Origin of the sequence: Paracoccus sp. J39, from assembly GCF_000518925.1 — a bacterium.
In the GTDB taxonomy this organism is placed as follows: Bacteria; Pseudomonadota; Alphaproteobacteria; order Rhodobacterales; family Rhodobacteraceae; genus Paracoccus.
Genome location: NZ_JAEN01000003.1, coordinates 138,959 through 154,210, shown reverse-complemented (window position 1 = coordinate 154,210; position 15,252 = coordinate 138,959). Strand labels below are relative to the sequence as shown.

At 69.5% G+C, this 15,252-nt stretch carries 15 protein-coding genes; 3 read left to right on the top strand and 12 right to left on the bottom strand.

All coding sequences use genetic code 11. The features are described 5' to 3' along the window. Nucleotides 1-26: 26 nt before the first annotated feature. The 10 genes from L632_RS0104160 to efp form a co-directional block, all read right to left on the bottom strand. Nucleotides 27-1,037, bottom strand: coding sequence for an aldose epimerase family protein (locus L632_RS0104160; RefSeq protein ID WP_028711676.1), 1,011 nt, complete (start codon nucleotides 1,035-1,037; stop codon nucleotides 27-29). After that, a complete protein-coding gene (locus tag L632_RS0104155; RefSeq protein ID WP_028711675.1) occupies nucleotides 1,034-1,876 on the bottom strand; it encodes an SMP-30/gluconolactonase/LRE family protein in 843 nt (280 codons plus the stop codon). The genes L632_RS0104160 and L632_RS0104155 overlap by 4 nt, the downstream gene beginning before the upstream one ends. After that, nucleotides 1,873-2,475 (bottom strand): 2-dehydro-3-deoxy-6-phosphogalactonate aldolase, encoded by a 603-nt coding sequence (locus tag L632_RS0104150; protein WP_028711674.1) that lies wholly within the window; start codon nucleotides 2,473-2,475, stop codon nucleotides 1,873-1,875. The genes L632_RS0104155 and L632_RS0104150 overlap by 4 nt, the downstream gene beginning before the upstream one ends. Further along, nucleotides 2,472-3,389 carry a 2-dehydro-3-deoxygalactonokinase gene (locus L632_RS0104145; RefSeq protein ID WP_028711673.1) on the bottom strand — a complete coding sequence of 306 codons (918 nt, stop codon included), beginning with the start codon at nucleotides 3,387-3,389 and terminating at the stop codon, nucleotides 2,472-2,474. Before L632_RS0104145 ends, L632_RS0104150 begins: the two co-directional genes overlap by 4 nt. Then, complete coding sequence (gene mmsB / locus L632_RS0104140; protein WP_028711672.1) at nucleotides 3,386-4,570, bottom strand: multiple monosaccharide ABC transporter permease; 1,185 nt, start codon at nucleotides 4,568-4,570, stop codon at nucleotides 3,386-3,388. Before mmsB ends, L632_RS0104145 begins: the two co-directional genes overlap by 4 nt. After that, nucleotides 4,563-6,137, bottom strand: coding sequence for a multiple monosaccharide ABC transporter ATP-binding protein (mmsA, locus tag L632_RS0104135; RefSeq protein ID WP_028711671.1), 1,575 nt, complete (start codon nucleotides 6,135-6,137; stop codon nucleotides 4,563-4,565). Before mmsA ends, mmsB begins: the two co-directional genes overlap by 8 nt. A 57-nt stretch (nucleotides 6,138-6,194) precedes the next feature. Next, a complete protein-coding gene (gene chvE / locus L632_RS0104130; protein ID WP_028711670.1) occupies nucleotides 6,195-7,259 on the bottom strand; it encodes a multiple monosaccharide ABC transporter substrate-binding protein in 1,065 nt (354 codons plus the stop codon). A gap of 270 nt (nucleotides 7,260-7,529) precedes the next feature. Beyond that, entirely contained in the window at nucleotides 7,530-7,835 is a 306-nt protein-coding gene (locus L632_RS0104125; RefSeq protein ID WP_028716398.1) for a GNAT family N-acetyltransferase, read from the bottom strand. A 97-nt stretch (nucleotides 7,836-7,932) separates the two neighbouring features. Beyond that, nucleotides 7,933-8,634, bottom strand: coding sequence for a hypothetical protein (locus tag L632_RS0104120; protein ID WP_028711668.1), 702 nt, complete (start codon nucleotides 8,632-8,634; stop codon nucleotides 7,933-7,935). Nucleotides 8,635-8,800: 166 nt separating this feature from the next. After that, a complete protein-coding gene (efp, locus tag L632_RS0104115; RefSeq protein WP_028711667.1) occupies nucleotides 8,801-9,364 on the bottom strand; it encodes an elongation factor P in 564 nt (187 codons plus the stop codon). A gap of 348 nt (nucleotides 9,365-9,712) precedes the next feature. Here efp and L632_RS0104110 point away from each other — a divergent pair, with 348 nt between their 5' ends. Next, nucleotides 9,713-10,033: a DUF6280 family protein gene (locus L632_RS0104110; RefSeq protein WP_024842734.1), complete on the top strand. Its 321-nt coding sequence runs from the start codon at nucleotides 9,713-9,715 to the stop codon at nucleotides 10,031-10,033. A 50-nt stretch (nucleotides 10,034-10,083) separates the two neighbouring features. Here the strand turns inward: L632_RS0104110 and L632_RS0104105 are convergent, their stop codons facing one another. Both L632_RS0104105 and L632_RS0104100 read right to left on the bottom strand, forming a co-directional pair. Then, entirely contained in the window at nucleotides 10,084-10,800 is a 717-nt protein-coding gene (locus L632_RS0104105) for an LrgB family protein (RefSeq protein ID WP_028711666.1), read from the bottom strand. Beyond that, nucleotides 10,797-11,150, bottom strand: coding sequence for a CidA/LrgA family protein (locus L632_RS0104100; protein WP_028711665.1), 354 nt, complete (start codon nucleotides 11,148-11,150; stop codon nucleotides 10,797-10,799). Before L632_RS0104100 ends, L632_RS0104105 begins: the two co-directional genes overlap by 4 nt. A gap of 153 nt (nucleotides 11,151-11,303) precedes the next feature. On the opposite strand from L632_RS0104100, the gene L632_RS0104095 reads away from it, so the two are divergent. Both L632_RS0104095 and L632_RS0104090 read left to right on the top strand, forming a co-directional pair. Further along, nucleotides 11,304-14,747 (top strand): chromosome segregation SMC family protein, encoded by a 3,444-nt coding sequence (locus L632_RS0104095; RefSeq protein WP_028711664.1) that lies wholly within the window; start codon nucleotides 11,304-11,306, stop codon nucleotides 14,745-14,747. Nucleotides 14,748-14,792: 45 nt separating this feature from the next. Further along, on the top strand, nucleotides 14,793-15,245 hold the full coding sequence (locus tag L632_RS0104090; protein ID WP_028711663.1) for a YbjN domain-containing protein: 453 nt from the start codon (nucleotides 14,793-14,795) through the stop codon (nucleotides 15,243-15,245). Nucleotides 15,246-15,252 lie beyond the last annotated feature (7 nt).

Genomic DNA, 15,252 nt, shown 5'->3' with positions numbered 1-15,252 from the left:
GCATTAGTTCGGGATCTGACCTTGCGTCAACCTTGCGGGTCGCGGTGAAAGCTCATCGCCGTGGTCTGGCGGTAGAGCTGGCCCGGCTCGAGCCGCGCCGAGGGATAGTCGGCATGGTTGGGCGCATCCGGCCAGAGCTGCGATTCCAGCGCGATGCCGGCATGGCGGCCATAGGGCCGCCCGCCCAGCCCGGCCGCGCCGGGGGCGAGATGGTCGGCGGCATAGACCTGCAGCCCCGGCTCGGTCGAGCGCAGGCCCATCGTCAGCCCGCCCGCCTGCAGCACGGCCACCTTGCGCGGCAAGATCCGGCGCCCGGGCCCGACGCAAAGGTTGTGGTCGATGCGCGGCCCGTCCAGCCGCCCGCCCAGCATGACCGGGCTGCGGAAATCCAGATGCGTGCCCTGGACCGGGGCGGGGGCGCCCAGCGGGATCAGCTCTTCGTCCACGGGCAGGTAGGTCTCGGCCCGGATGGTCAGCCGGTGATCCGCCACCGTGTCCTTGCCGTCGAGGTTGAAATAGCTGTGCTGGGCGAAATTGCAGAAGGTGGCGTCGTCCGAGGTGGCCAGGATGGTCAGCATCAGAAGCGGGCCGGGCAGGATGGACCAGGTCGCCCGGATCAGCATGGCACCGGGAAAGCCCATATGCCCCGCCGGCAGGTAATCGGCCAGCGCCACCGAGCTTGCCTCGTGATCGGCCAGCATCCAGTTGCGCAGGCCGCAGCCGTCGCTGCCGCCATGCAGCATGTGGCGGCCGTCCTGGTTGCGGTCGAGCTGCAGCTCCTGCCCGTCGATCACGGCGCGGCCTTGCGCGATGCGGTTGGCGCAGCGCCCGACCACGGCACCGAAATAGCGGCCCTCGTCCAGATAGGGGTCGAGCCGGGGAAAGCCCAGCACCAGCGGATGTTCGACCCCGGCCAGCCGCAGGTCCTGCAACGAGGCGCCCAGCGTGATGACCGAGGCCGTCAGCCCATGGCCCGAGATCGTCGCCTGCATGACCGGCTGGCCGTCGGGAAGCGTGCCGAATTCCCGGACCGTCATGATCCGACCCGCGGTTCGGGACGGCCCGGGACGCCGGGGTCCAGAATCCAGGTGCGGCCGTCCTCGGGGCCGTGGCGGTTCTCGGCGGCGCTGGTCACGATCAGCTGCGCGAATCCGGGGCCGCCGAAAGCCGGGCAGCTGGGCTGGCTGGCGGGCAGGGTCAGGCGGCGAAGCAGGCGGCCGTCCGGCGCATGGCAGGCGACTGTGCCGCTGCCCCAGCGCGCGTTCCAGAACCGGCCCTGCGCGTCGGTGACGGCGCCGTCCGGGAACTGGTCGGTGCCGGTCAGGTCCAGAAAGACGCGGGGCTCGGCGCAGGGCCAGCCGCCTTCGTCCAGTTCCTGCGACCAGACGGTCTGGGCCGCGGTGTCGGCGAAATAGGCCAGACGGCCGTCGGGAGAAAAGCAGATCGCATTCGGGATGGACATGTTTCCCCGCAACAGGCGCAACTCTCCGCCAAGATAGCGATAAATCGCGCCCTTTCCAGCCCCTCCGTCGCGTGCCATGGTGCCGATCCAGAAGCCGCCGAAGGGATCGGCCCGCCCGTCGTTCGAGCGGTTGCCGGGCCGGTCGGCCTCCAGCGCGACCAGCCGCTCCTGCCGGCCGTCGCGCAGGTCGAAGCGGATCAGCGCCGTCTCGCTGGCGATCAGCAGGCGGTCGCGGTCGATCCAGCCGGCGGCCGAGACCATCTCGTCGAAGCGCCATTCCAGCCCGGCCCCGTTTTGCCGCGACAGCATCCTGCGGCCGAGGATGTCGAACCAGAAAGGCTGGGCGCGTAGCGGGTGCCAGAAGGCGCCTTCGCCCAAGGCGCAGATGCGCGGATCGAAGACCCGTGCGCTCATGCGCAAGCCCGCAGCGCCGCCACGATCGCGCGCGCGCGGGCGGCGACCGTCTCGGGGGCGTCGCCGGGGCGATAAAGCGCGCTGCCGATGCCGAAGCCCTGCGCGCCGGCCTGCAGCCATTCGGCGAAATTTTCCGGGCCGGCGCCGCCGACGGCATAGACGGGCAGGTCTTGCGGCAGCACGGCGCGCAGCGCCTTCAGCATGCCCGGGCCGGCCTGGTCGGCGGGAAACAGCTTCAGCCCGGTGGCGCCGGCGGCGATGGCGGCAAAGCATTCCGTGGCGGTATAGACCCCGGGCCAGGATTCCAGGCCGCGCGCCCGCGTCTCGCGGATCACCGCCGGGTCGGCATTGGGAGAGACGATCATCCGCCCGCCGGCATCCTCGACCTGGGCGACCTGTTCCGCCGTCAGCACCGTTCCCGCGCCGATGGTCGCCTGTCCGGCCAGCGCGGTCGCCATCAGCCGGATGCTGTCCAGCGGCTGGGGCGAGTTCAGCGGCACCTCGATGCGGTCGATGCCGGCCTCGAGCAGCGCGCGGCCGACGGGCAGGGCCTCGGCCGGGGTCAGGCCGCGCAGGATGGCGATGATGGGCTCGGTCATGTGTCCTCCGGCAGATCGCGGCTGGCGGCGGCAAGGCCGGCAAGGACCAGCGCCGCCCCGTCCTTGTGGCATGCCTGCGCGCCCGCGGCCAGCAGTAGGGCCTCGTAACGCCGCGCCAGATCCGGCGCGCCGACGATCACGGTCGGGCCATTCCGCCAGAAGTCGCGCGCGGCGGCGAGCTCGGCGCCGATCAGCAGGCCCGAGAGCCGCCCGGCCGCCCGTTCCGGCGCCAGATCCCGCAGCAGCGCGGCGGCGCGCAGGGCGAAAAGGCCCGATGGCGCGGCATGGGGATCGGCCAGCGCCTCGGCCCCGGCCTCGGCCATGGCTTCCGGGTCGGGCCGCGCCGCGCCGATGGTCAGCCGCAGCACCGACTGCCCGGCGAGCAGCGAGAAGAGCTCTCCGGTCAGGAAGGTGCGGAAGCCTTCCACCCGGTCCCGCGCCAAGCGGACCCATTTGCTATGCGTGCCGGGCAGGCAGAGCGAGCCCTCGAAACCGGGGTTTTCGGCCAGGAAGCCGGCGATCTGGGTTTCCTCGCCGCGCATGACGTCCGGCGGCTCGGCCTGCGACAGGCCGGGCAGGATGCGGACATCCAGCCGCGGGTCGCGGGCCGGGGCGCGGATGGCGCGGCACGGGTCGAGCGGCGGGCAGGGGGTGGCGCGGTATTCGGCCTCGGCCCAGCCGCCGCGGGCGCCGACCATGCCGCAGGCGACGACGCGCATCCGGCCCGCCGCGGGCAGCCAGTCGCCGATCAGGTCGAGCAGCGCCGGCTCGAACCCGGCCGGGCTCAGCCCGCCCATGCCGCGATCCGAGGCGCGGGCGTCCAGCGGCTGCGCGCCGCGCATGGCCCAGGCGCGCAGCCTTGTCGTTCCCCAGTCGACGGCGATCCAGTCGATGGCGGATCGTTCGGGCGTCACGACTTGCTCTTGTTCGAGACGTCGAAGATCACCGCGGCCATCAGCACCAGCCCCTTGATGACCTGCTGATAGTCGATGCCGATGCCCAGGATCGACATGCCGTTGTTCATCACCCCCATGATGAAGGCGCCGACCACCGCGCCGATCACCGTGCCGACGCCGCCGGCCATCGAGGCGCCGCCGATGAACACCGCCGCGATCACGTCCAGCTCGAAACCGACGCCGGCCTTGGGCGTGGCCGAGTTCAGCCGGGCCGAGACCACGATCCCCGCCAGCGCCGCCAGCATGCCCATGTTCATGAAGGTCAGGAACACCACCCGCTCGGCATTGATGCCCGAGAGCTTGGCGGCCTTGGCATTGCCGCCGATGGCATAGATGCGCCGGCCCAGCGTCGTGCGCTCGGAGATGAAAGCATAAAGCGCGACCAGCACCGCCATGACGATGAAGACGTTGGGCAGGCCGCGGAAATTCGCCAGGACCCAGCTCATCCAGACCAGAGCCATGAAGATCAGCGCGTTCTTGGCGGCGAAGAAGGCGAAGGGCTCGTCGGCGATGCCCACCGCCTCTTCGCGCTTGCGGCCGCGGATCTGCAGCCACAGGATCACCAGCGCCGCGCCCCAGCCCAGGATCAGGGACAGGGTGTTGGGCTTGTCCGGCCCGAACAGGTCCGGGATGAAGCCCGAGGCGATCATCTGGAAGCCGCGCGGGAAGGGGCCGATCGACTGGCCCTGCAGGATCCACATGGTCAGGCCGCGGAACACCAGCATCCCGGCCAGGGTGACGATGAAGCTGGGGATCTTCCAATAGGCGATCCAGTAGCCCTGGATGCCGCCGATGATCGCGCCGGCCGCCAGGCTCAGCACCACCACCACCGGGATCGGCAGGCCCATGCGCACCACCATCAGCGCCGCCAGCGCGCCGACGAAGGCCGCGACCGAGCCGACCGACAGGTCGATATGGCCCGAGACGATGACCAGGAGCATGCCGACCGCCATGATGACGATATGGCTGTTCTGCAGGAACAGGTTGGTCAGGTTCACCGGCCGGAACAGGATGCCGCCGGTCACCACCTGGAAGAAGGCCATGATGATGATCAGCGCGAAGAGGATGCCGTATTCGCGGATGTTGCGGCGGATGAAGCCGAAGGTGTCGCCGCGGCGTTCGGTGGTGGTGTCAGACATGGGCGGCCTCTGCCTCGATTTCCTCGGGGGTGACGGTTTCGTCGGTCAGGTCGTGGCCCGAGCGGATGATGACCTGCATGATGCGCTCCTGCGTGGCCTCGGCCGTCGGCATCTCGCCGACCAGCCGGCCCTCGTTCATCACCAGGATGCGGTCGGTGATGCCCAGAAGCTCGGGCATTTCCGAGGAGATCACGATGATCGACTTTCCGGCGGCGGCGAGGTCGCGGATGATGGTATAGATCTCGTATTTCGCGCCGACGTCGATGCCGCGCGTCGGCTCGTCCAGGATCAGGATCTCGGGCTCGGCGAACAGCCATTTCGCCAGCACTACCTTCTGCTGGTTGCCGCCCGAGAGGTTGACGGTCTTCTGCTCGACCGAGGGCGAGCGGATGTTGATGCGGCTCCGGTAATCGCGCGCCACCGCCCCCTCGCGCGCGCGGTCCACCACGCCGCGGGTCGAGATGCCCGCCAGGTTCGCCAGCGGGATGTTGCGGCGGATCGTGTCCTCAAGCACCAGGCCCAGCGACTTGCGGTCCTCGGTCACATGGGCCAGCCCGGCCTTGATGGCGCGCGGCACGGTGGAGAGGTCGACCGGCTTGCCGTGGATGCTGACCGAGCCGGACTTCCAGTCGCCCATCGAGCGGCCGAACAGGCTCATCGCCAGTTCGGTGCGGCCGGCGCCCATCAGCCCGGCGATGCCCAGCACCTCGCCGCGCCGCAGCTCGAAACTGGCGCGGTTGACCAGAAGCCGTCCCTCGCGCGCCGGGTCGGCGACGGTCCAGTCCCTGACCTGCATCACCACCTCGCCGACCCTGGGCTCGCGCGGGGGATAGCGGTCGTTCATCGCGCGGCCGACCATGTCGCGGATGATGCGCGATTCCTCGACCATGCCGTCGTGATGCGCCACCGTCGCGCCGTCGCGCAGCACGGTGATGCTGTCGCAGACCTGGCTGATTTCATTGAGTTTGTGCGAGATCAGGATCGCCGTCATGCCCCGGTCACGGAAACCGGCGAGCAGGCGCAGAAGCGCGTCGCTGTCGTTTTCGTTCAGGGACGAGGTCGGCTCGTCCAGGATCAGCAGGTCGACCTTTTTCGACAGCGCCTTGGCTATCTCGATCAGCTGCTGCTTGCCCATGCCAAGCTCGCCGACGCGGGTCTCGGGGCTTTCGCGCAGGCCGACCTGGGCCAGCAGTTCGGCGGTGCGGCGGTTGGTCTCGCGCCGGTCGATGACGCCGCGGGTCGCGATCTCGTTGCCCAGGAAGATGTTTTCGGCGATGGACATCTGCGGCACCAGCGCCAGCTCCTGATGGATGATGACGATGCCGCGGTCCTCGCTGTCCTTGATGTCGCGGAAGGCCATGGGCTGGCCGTCATAGAGGATCTCGCCCTGATAGCTGCCATGCGGATAGACCCCCGACAGCACTTTCATCAGCGTGGACTTGCCGGCGCCGTTCTCGCCCACCAGGGCGCGGATCTCGCCGCGCCGCACGGTCATGTTGACATTGTCGAGTGCCTTGACCCCGGGGAATTCCTTGGTGATCCCCCGCATTTCCAGAATGGCGTCCATCCCGGTCCCCCTTCTTAGGAAGCGCGCCGCCGGGCGGACCGGCGGCGCGCGCCAGGATCACTTGAGCTGGTCTTCGGTATAGTAGCCCGAGCCGACAAGAACCTCTTGCAGGTTTTTCTCGGTGACTGCGACGGGTTCCAGAAGGTAGCTGGGCACCACCTTGACGCCGTTGTCATAGCTTTCGGTGTCGTTCACCTCGGGCTCCTCGCCCTTCATCATCGCATCGACCATGCCGACGGTGACCTTGGCGAGTTCGCGGGTGTCCTTGAAGATGGTCGAATACTGCTCGCCCGCCAGGATCGACTTGACCGACTGCACCTCGGCGTCCTGGCCGGTGACGATGGGCATGGCCAGATCGCCCGAGCCGTAGCCGACGCCCTTCAGCGACGACAGGATACCGATGGACAGCCCGTCATAGGGCGACAGCACCCCGTTCACCTGCTTGTCGGTGTAGTTGGCCGACAGGATGTTGTCCATGCGCGCCTGGGCGGTGGCCGGATCCCAGCGCAGCGTGCCGACCTTGTCCATGCCCATCTGGCCCGAGGGGATCACCACCGAGCCGTCGTCGATCAGCGGCTGGATCACCGACATGGCGCCGTCGTAGAAGAAATAGGCGTTGTTGTCGTCGGGGCTGCCGCCGAACAGCTCGACGTTCCAGGGCTTCACCTCCGGGAAGCGTTCCTTCAGCCCCTCGACCAGGGTGGTGGCCTGCTCGACCCCGACCTTGAAATTGTCGAAGGTGGCGTAATAGTCGATATCGGGCGTGTCGCGGATCAGCCGGTCATAGGCGATGACCTTGATGTCGGCGGCCTTGGCATTGGCCAGGGCGTTGGACAGCGTGGTGCCGTCGATGGCGGCGATCACCAGCACGTCGACGCCCTTGGTGATCATGTTCTCGATCTGCGCCAGCTGGTTCGGGATGTCGTCGTCGGCATATTGCAGGTCGGTCTGGTAGCCCGCGTCCTGGAACTGCTTGACCATGTTGTTGCCGTCGTCGATCCAGCGCGCCGAGGTCTTGGTCGGCATCGAGATCCCGACCGTGCCCTCGGCCGCGGCGAGGCCGGGCAGCGAAAGCGTCGCCGCCGAGGCCAGAGCCAGGGCGTATTTCCTGAGGTTCGGCATGTTTCCTCCCTGTCGTCATTGTCCGGGTGGCGGCCGCCTCGACAGCCATGATCCAGCCGGTAGCTCCCCTTCGCGCGGGGCGCGGGATACGCGGTTCCGTCCGGCGATCCGCGCCATGGCGGCGGTCGCGATCCGCCTGCCTGACCGAGAGGCTAGACCCCGCCAATATGTCCGTCAATCATGCAGAAAGGCGGTTTGCATACCGGAATTGATATGATGGTTTGCGCCAACATACCGGAAGAGCGGCACCTCGCGGCCCGGCCGGGCGGATCAGGCGTCGGCATAAAGGTCGGACCAGTCGGGATGGCGCTGGAACTGGGCGCGCACATAGCTGCAGGCCGGCACGATCAGCACGCCGCGCGCCCGCGCATCCGCGACCAGGCGCTGGACCATGGCCGCGGCGGCGCCGCTGCCGCGCATGGCGTCGGGGGCATAGGTGTGGTCGGCGACGATGATGCCGGGGCCGCCGGCATGCCAGGTCAGCTCGGCCTCGCCCTCGATCCCGGGCAGGGTGGCGACATAGCGGCCCGAGCTGCCGTAATCCTCATGCGCGACATGAATGGTCGGTTGCACCATGGTTCCCTCCGTGGCTTTGCTGCCATAACGCATGGAGCGGCCGATCCGGTCCATCCCGCCGCCGATGCGACGCTGCGGCCGAAGCGGTTGGGTGCGGCTAGCGCGGCCGGGCGGGGCGCGGCTTGCGCCCTGCATGATGCGGATCGGGGTCAAGCGTCAGGGCCCGGCACAGTTCGGGCGAGAACGGGCCGGCGATGCGCTCCAGTTCGGCGATATCGACCTCGATCCCGCCCATGCCGTCCTTGACCGCGCGCAGCCCGGTGCGGTGCCAGCGCCCGCCCAGCCGCCGCTCGATCTCGAGGCAGTTCGAGCCGGAATCGAGCGGCAGGCGCAGATGCCGGTCAAGGCGCAGATAGAGCGGCGCGGCGGTTGTCGTGCCGCTGCGCGTCCGGCCTCCGACCAGGCGCAGGCCGCGATCGGCCTGGGGCCTGGCGTGCAGCGGCGGCTCGCCCAGCCCGATGGCCAGTTCGTCGAGCATCCGCCGCGAGATATAGCCGGGGATCGGGTCCAGCTCGGCGATGGCGGCGTTGATCGCCGGGCCAAGTCCTCCGGTCTGCAGCTCGGCGATCCGGGTCGAGCTGACCAGCACCGCCGCCAGCGCCGCCGAGGCGCGGGCCTCGGCATCGCCGGCCTGACCGGCGGGCGGGCCCGTGGCGATCAGCCCCTCGCCGCCGCCGACGGTGGGCGCCAGCCCGGTCTGGATCATCTCGCGCATGACGTCCTCAAGCCGGCTGAGCCGCTCGATCGCCTCGTCCATCGCGGCGCGGACCTCGTCCAGGCGCCGGGCACCCTCGGCCACGGGGCGGAGCCGGGAGACTCTGCCATTGCAGGGGCCGTTCGTCCCCGTGCTGCCAGCCGACTTCGTCATCCCGTTGAATCGCCAGTTTGACCGCGTGTTGGCGGCGATCCTATGCCCGCAAATCGTCCTTGGCCATAGAGTGATGCCGGGACCTGCGGCGGCCCGCTCAGGCGCGCTCGGAATACTCGAAAAGCTCGGTATTGACGACGATATCCTCGTCCGCGCCGACGAAGGGCGGGATCATGATGCGCAGCCCGTTGTCGAGGATCGCCGGCTTGAAGCTTTTCGCGGCGGTCTGGCCGTTCAGCACCGGCTCGGTCTCGGCCACGCGGCAGACCACCTTCTGCGGCAGGCGCAGGGACAGCGCCTCGTCGCCGTAATATTCCACCGCCGCGACCATGCCGTCCTGCAGGAAGGGGCGGCGGTCGCCCAGCAGGTCGGCGTCCAGCTCGGTCTGCTCGAAGGTCTCGCTGTCCATGAACACCAGCTTGCCGTCGGATTCATACAGGAATTGCTGGTCCTTGGTTTCCAGATGGACGTGGTCGACCTTGTCCTCCGAGCGGAAGCGTTCATTCAGCTTGCGCCCGTCGCGCAGGTTCTTCAGCTCGACCTGGGCGAAGGCGCCGCCCTTGCCGGGCTTGACGTGGTTCACCTTGACCGCCGCCCAGAGACCGCCGTCATGGTCCAGCACGAAGCCGGGCTTGATTTCATTGCCATTGATCTTGGCCATTCGGAATTGCCTTGAAAGGATTGGGGAATGCGCGGCGGCCCAGGGGGTTGAACCGCGATTGCCCGGACCTATATCCACTGCCGTGCCTCGTGGCAACCGAAAGGCGGTTTGCGCGTTGTCAAGGGCGCCCGGGCCTTTCCGCATGTCGCAAGATCGTTGCTTTTGGCGATTATTACGCGTATCTGCCGGGGCTTGCACGGCGTGCATGGCGGTCATGCGGCTGGAGGCATACCGAATCACGGCCCGGATCGGCTAAGCCGGCCAGCGCCGCCTATGAGGCAAAATGATGCAGCAACCTTGGCATGGGTCAAGGTGCGGGGGCACCGCAAGAAAAACAGGATAATGATGATGCGCGATTTCGTGGATGGCTCGGCTTTCAATTTTGAACAGGGACAGCGGGCCCGCAAGCTTTTTGCTGCCGTTGTGCTGGCTGCGCTGGACGATGCGATCGCCGATGACAAAAAATACGGCAACGGGCCCGATCAGATTGCACGTTGGGCACGCTCGCGCGATGGGCGCGAGGTTCTGTCCTGCGCCGGCATCGACCCGAACGAGCGCGTCGTGAAGGGGCTGATGGAATTCGTGGCCAAGGGCGTGCGCACCTCGGTCGCGCTGTCGCGCGAGGAAAGCGAGCGCCGCCACGCCGCGGAAGAGGCCGACGCGGCGTAACCGTCCCCGTCGCGCGCTGCATGGGCCGTCCCGCGGGGCGGCCTTTTTCGTTACTGAAACAGATACAGCGCCAGCGGCGCGATGATCGAGGTCAGCACCGCGTTCAGCCCCATGCCGATCCCGGCGAAGGCGCCGGCGGTCTCGTTCACCTGAAAGGCGCGGGCGGTGCCGATGCCATGCGCGGCCACGCCCAGCGAAAAGCCGCGCGCCCGCCAGTCGCGGATCCCCAGCGCATTCAGCAGCGGCGTGGCGATGATGGCGCCGAAGATGCCCGTGACCAGAACCAGGACGGCGGTGATCGTCGGCTCTCCGCCCAGCCCCTCGGCGATGCCGATGGCTACGGGCGCGGTGGTGGATTTCGGCGCCAGGCTGGCCAGCATCACCTCGGACAGCCCGAAAGCCTTGCCGATGGCCAGGGCCGAGACCACCGCCGTCACCGACCCCGCCAGCAGCGCCGCGACCAGCGGCAGGGCCGCCTTCCTGACCCGGCGCAGGTTGTCGTAAAGCGGCATTCCCAGCGCCACCGTGGCCGGGCCCAGCATGAAATGCACGAATTGCGCGCCCTCGAAATAGGTCTGGTAGCTGGTGCCGGTCAGCCCCAGCACGCAGGCCAGCAGGATCACCGCGCACAGCACCGGATTGGCCCAGCTTTGCCGGCCCATGGCGCGGAAGAAGCTGTCTCCCAGCCAATAGGCGATCAGCGTCGCCGTCAGCCACAGCAGCGGGCCCTGGGTCAGATAGCTCCAGATCAGCGCCGCGTCGGTCATTCCTCGGCCCCGCCCGTCCAGCGCACCACCGCGCGGAACACCAGCGCCCCCGCCGCGATGGCCAGCGCGGTCGAGACGGTCAGCGCCAGCGCCACTGCCAGCCCGTCGCTGCGGAACTGGCCCAGATGCGCCACCACGCCGACGCCCGCCGGCACGAAGAACAGCGACAGATGGCCCAGGATGCCGGTGACCACCGGGCGCAGCATCTCGGCCAGCGCCGGGCGCAGGCTGCAGGACAGCACCAGCAGCAGCAACCCCAGCACCGGGCCGGGCAGCAGCAGGCCCAGGCTGCGCGTGGCGACCTCGCCGATGAGCTGGAAGACCAGGATGATGGCAAGCGCGGGAATCATGCCGGCCAGATTAGCAGCGTATTTCTTGTGGTGAACCCTCAAATCTTGTGGATAACCGCCGAGAGCCCGCCATATCTGGGGGTTTGTGTTGACTTGAGACCCGGGATCGCCAAGAATCCCCGGCATCTGGACCTTCTTCGTGGACCCCTCGCATTGCGTTTCGACCGCCTGCGCCTCAATGGTTTCAAGAGCTTCGTGGACCCGACCGACCTGGTCATCCACGAGGGCCTGACCGGCGTGGTCGGCCCGAACGGCTGCGGCAAGTCGAACCTGCTGGAGGCGCTGCGCTGGGTCATGGGCGAAAACCGGCCCACCGCCATGCGCGGCGAGGGGATGGAGGACGTGATCTTTGCCGGCACCGCCCGGCGCTCCGCCCGCGCCCATGCCGAGGTCACGCTGACCATCGACAACAAGCAGCGCCTTGCCCCCGCCGGGCTGAACGACGCCGACACGCTGGACATCTCCCGCCGCATCACCCGCGACGCCGGTTCGGCCTATCGCATCAACGGGAAAGAGGTGCGGGCGCGCGACGTGCAGATGCTGTTCGCGGATGCCTCGACCGGGGCGCATTCGCCGGCGCTGGTGCGGCAGGGACAGATTTCCGAGCTGATCAACGCCAAGCCCAAGGCGCGCCGCCGGGTGCTGGAGGAGGCGGCGGGGATTTCCGGCCTCTACCAGCGCCGGCACGAGGCCGAGCTGAAGCTGAACGCGGCCGAGGCGAACCTGACCCGCGTCGACGACACGCTGGACCAGCTGTCCACCCAGGCCGCCAGCCTGGCCCGGCAGGCCCGCGCCGCCGCGCGCTATCGCGAGATCGGCGCCGCCCTGCGCCGGGCCGAGGGCGTGCTGCTTTATCGCCGCTGGGCCGAGGCCGACCAGGCCAAGGCAGGGACGGCCGAGGCGCTGCGGGCCGCGATCCGCGCCGCCACCGAGGCCGAGGCCCAGGCCCGCCACGCCATCGCCGCCCGCGAGGCGGCCGAGACGAAGCTGCCGCCGCTGCGCGAGGAAGAACAGGTCGCGAGCGCCATCCTGTCCCGCGCCACCGTCGAGCGCGAGGCGCTGGACGAGGCCGAGGCCCGCGCCGCCCAGGCGATCCAGACGCTTCTGGCGCGCATCGCCCAGCTCGACCGCGACATCGAGCGGGAATCGGCGCTGAACCGCGACGCCGGCGAGGTGATCGCGCGGCTGGAATGGGAAAGGCGTGAGCTGGAAAAGGCCGGGCAGGGCCATGACGAACGGCTGGAGGCCGCCGGCACCGCCGCCGAGGAAGCCGCCGAGGCGTTGCGCGAGGTCGAGGCCAAGCTGGCCGAGCTGACCGACGAATCCGCCCGCCTCGCCGCCCGTCACCAATCCGCCGAGCGGCTGGTCCACGACCTGCGGCAGATGCAGGACCGCGCCACCCGCGCCGCCGCCGAGGCCGAGGCGGCCGCCGCTCGCGCCGCCGAGGCCGGCACTGAGGCCGCGAGCGCCCGCGAAGCCGCCGAGGCGGCGCAGGAGGAAGCCCGCGACCGCGTCGAGCAGACCGAGGAGGCGCTGGCCGCGGCCGAGGAGGCCCGCGCCGCGCTGGAGGCCGAGGAATCCGCTGCCCGCTCGGCCCGCGCCGAGGCCGAGGGCGAGGTTTCGGCGCTGAATGCCGAGATGGCGGCGCTGAAGCGTCTGGTGGAACGCGGCAATAGCGGCGGCTCGATCCTGGATCTGGTGCGCGTGGCGCGCGGCTACGAGACCGCCTTCGGCGCGGCGCTGGGCGACGACCTGGGCGTGGGGCTGGCCGAGGACGGCTCGGGCTGGCACCGGCTGCCGGGCTATGACGCGCCGCAGCCGCTGCCGGCGGGCGCCGAGCCGCTGGCGCCGCATGTGGACGGCCCCGAGGCGCTGGCGCGGCGGCTGTCGCAGGTCGGGCTGGTCGCGGATGCGGAAATGGGCGCGGCGATGCAGGCGCAGCTCGCCCCCGGCCAGCGGCTGGTGACGCGGGACGGAGACCTGTTCCGCTGGGACGGCATGCGGGTGATGGCGGGCGAGGCGGCCTCCTCGGCCGCGCTGCATCTGCAAAAGGTCAACCAGCTGGTCGAGCTGACCGAACATGTCGAGACCGCGCAGGCCCGCGCCGAGGATGCGCAGGCCGCGCATCAGGCGCTGCGCGACCGCCACCTGGCCGCGACCGAGGCCGAGAAGCGCGCCCGCGATGCCCGGCGCGAGGCCGAGCGTGGGCTGTCGGATGCCGTGCGCGCCGTGACCCGCGCCGAATCCGAGCTGTCGATGGCGCAAAGCCGCGCCGAATCGGCCCGCGCCGAACTGGCCCGGCATCGCGAGGATGCGCTGGACGCCCGCGCCCGGCTGGCCGAGGCCGAGCGGGCGCTGGCCGAACTGCCCGATCGCGGCGCCGCGGCCTCGGCGCTGGACCATGCCCGCATGGGCGTCGAGGCGGCGCGCATCGCCACCCTGACCCGGCGCGGCGCGCTGGACGAGCTGCGGCGCGAGGCGAATGCCCGCACCAAGCGCCTGCAAGAGATCGCCAAGGAGGAATCCGGCTGGCGCCTGCGGCTGGATCAGGCCGGCACCCGTGCCGCCGAACTCGCCGCCCGTCGCGACCAGGCCGCGGCCGATCTGGAGGAGGCCGAGGCCCAGCCCGAGATCCTCGCCGAGCGCCGCGAGGTGCTGACCGAGGCCGAGGCGCAGGCCGCCGACCGGCTGGCCCGCGCCCGCGATGCGCTGTCCGCCGCCGATCAGGCGCTGCGCCTTGCCGCCGAGGCCGAGCGCGAGGCCGAGCGCGCCGCATCCGATGCGCGCGAGAGCCGCGCCGCCCGCGAGGCCCGCGCCGAGGCCGCCATCGAGGCCGAAGCCGCCGCCCGCCTGCGCATCCATGAGGAGCTTGAGGCCACGCCCGAGGCGCTGCTGGAATTCCTGGGCGAGGTCGAGGAGATCGCCGCCGAGGCGCTGGAGGAGCAGATCGCCCGGCTGCGCCAGAGCCGCGACGCGCTGGGGGCCGTGAACCTGCGCGCCGAGGAGGACAAGCGCGAGCTGGAGACCGAGCGCGACCGGCTGGGCGCCGAGAAAGAGGACTTGACCGAGGCGATCCGCAAGCTGCGCCAGGGCATCGGCAGCCTGAACCGCGAGGGGCGCGAGCGGCTGCTTTCGGCCTTCGACACGGTGAACGCCAATTTCACCACGCTGTTCACGCATCTGTTCGGCGGCGGCGAGGCGCGGCTGGTGCTGGTCGAATCCGACGACCCGCTGGAGGCGGGGCTGGAGATCATGTGCCAGCCGCCGGGGAAAAAGCTCAGCACCCTCAGCCTGCTCTCGGGCGGAGAGCAGACGCTGACGGCGCTGGCGCTGATCTTCGCGGTCTTTCTCGCGAACCCCGCGCCGATCTGCGTGCTGGACGAGGTGGACGCGCCCCTGGACGACGCCAACGTCACCCGATTCTGCGACCTGATGGACGAGATGACGCGGCGCACCGACACCCGCTTCCTTGTGATCACCCACCACGCCGTCACCATGTCGCGCATGGACCGGCTGTTCGGCGTGACCATGGTCGAGCAGGGGGTCAGCCAGCTGGTCAGCGTCGACCTGAAGCGCGCGGAAGCTCTGGTGGCCTGACGCGCGACGCGGTAATCAGCGCGCAATTCCGTGACGGAGAAGATGATGCGAACCCTGGTTCCCCTTGTGCTGGCGGCGCTGATGCAGGCGCCCGCCGCGCAAGCGCAGGTCGTGGGCGACCCCGAGGCGATCCTGCTGATGATGCAGGATTTCGGCCTGCCTGCGACGCTTTCGACCGATGCGGTGGGCGACCCGCTGATCGAAAGCCGCATCGACGGCACCAGGTTCTCGGTCTATTTCTACCATTGCGAAAAGCTCTGCGCCGCGATCCAGTTCTCGGCCGGCTTCGACCTGGACGAGCCGATGTCCGAGACGATGGCCAATCGCTGGAACCGAGAAAAGCGTTTCGGCAAGGTCTATCTGGACGAGACCGGCGACCCTTTCGTGGAAATGGATATCGGGGTTGCGGAGGACGGCATCGGACGCAAGAATTTCGACGATGCGCTGGACACCTGGCGCATCGTGCTGAGCGATTTCCGCGATTTCATCGACTGGTAGGAGGATA

Coding starts and splice junctions, on each gene's coding strand:
- efp (WP_028711667.1), bottom strand. CDS start 9,364: ATGGCCAAGATCAATGGCAATGAAATCAAGCCCGGCTTCGTGCTGGAC.
- L632_RS0104160 (WP_028711676.1), bottom strand. CDS start 1,037: ATGACGGTCCGGGAATTCGGCACGCTTCCCGACGGCCAGCCGGTCATG.
- L632_RS0104100 (WP_028711665.1), bottom strand. CDS start 11,150: ATGATTCCCGCGCTTGCCATCATCCTGGTCTTCCAGCTCATCGGCGAG.
- mmsB (WP_028711672.1), bottom strand. CDS start 4,570: ATGTCTGACACCACCACCGAACGCCGCGGCGACACCTTCGGCTTCATC.
- mmsA (WP_028711671.1), bottom strand. CDS start 6,137: ATGGACGCCATTCTGGAAATGCGGGGGATCACCAAGGAATTCCCCGGG.
- L632_RS0104090 (WP_028711663.1), top strand. CDS start 14,793: ATGCGAACCCTGGTTCCCCTTGTGCTGGCGGCGCTGATGCAGGCGCCC.
- L632_RS0104150 (WP_028711674.1), bottom strand. CDS start 2,475: ATGACCGAGCCCATCATCGCCATCCTGCGCGGCCTGACCCCGGCCGAG.
- chvE (WP_028711670.1), bottom strand. CDS start 7,259: ATGCCGAACCTCAGGAAATACGCCCTGGCTCTGGCCTCGGCGGCGACG.
- L632_RS0104105 (WP_028711666.1), bottom strand. CDS start 10,800: ATGACCGACGCGGCGCTGATCTGGAGCTATCTGACCCAGGGCCCGCTG.
- L632_RS0104125 (WP_028716398.1), bottom strand. CDS start 7,835: ATGGTGCAACCGACCATTCATGTCGCGCATGAGGATTACGGCAGCTCG.
- L632_RS0104155 (WP_028711675.1), bottom strand. CDS start 1,876: ATGAGCGCACGGGTCTTCGATCCGCGCATCTGCGCCTTGGGCGAAGGC.
- L632_RS0104110 (WP_024842734.1), top strand. CDS start 9,713: ATGCGCGATTTCGTGGATGGCTCGGCTTTCAATTTTGAACAGGGACAG.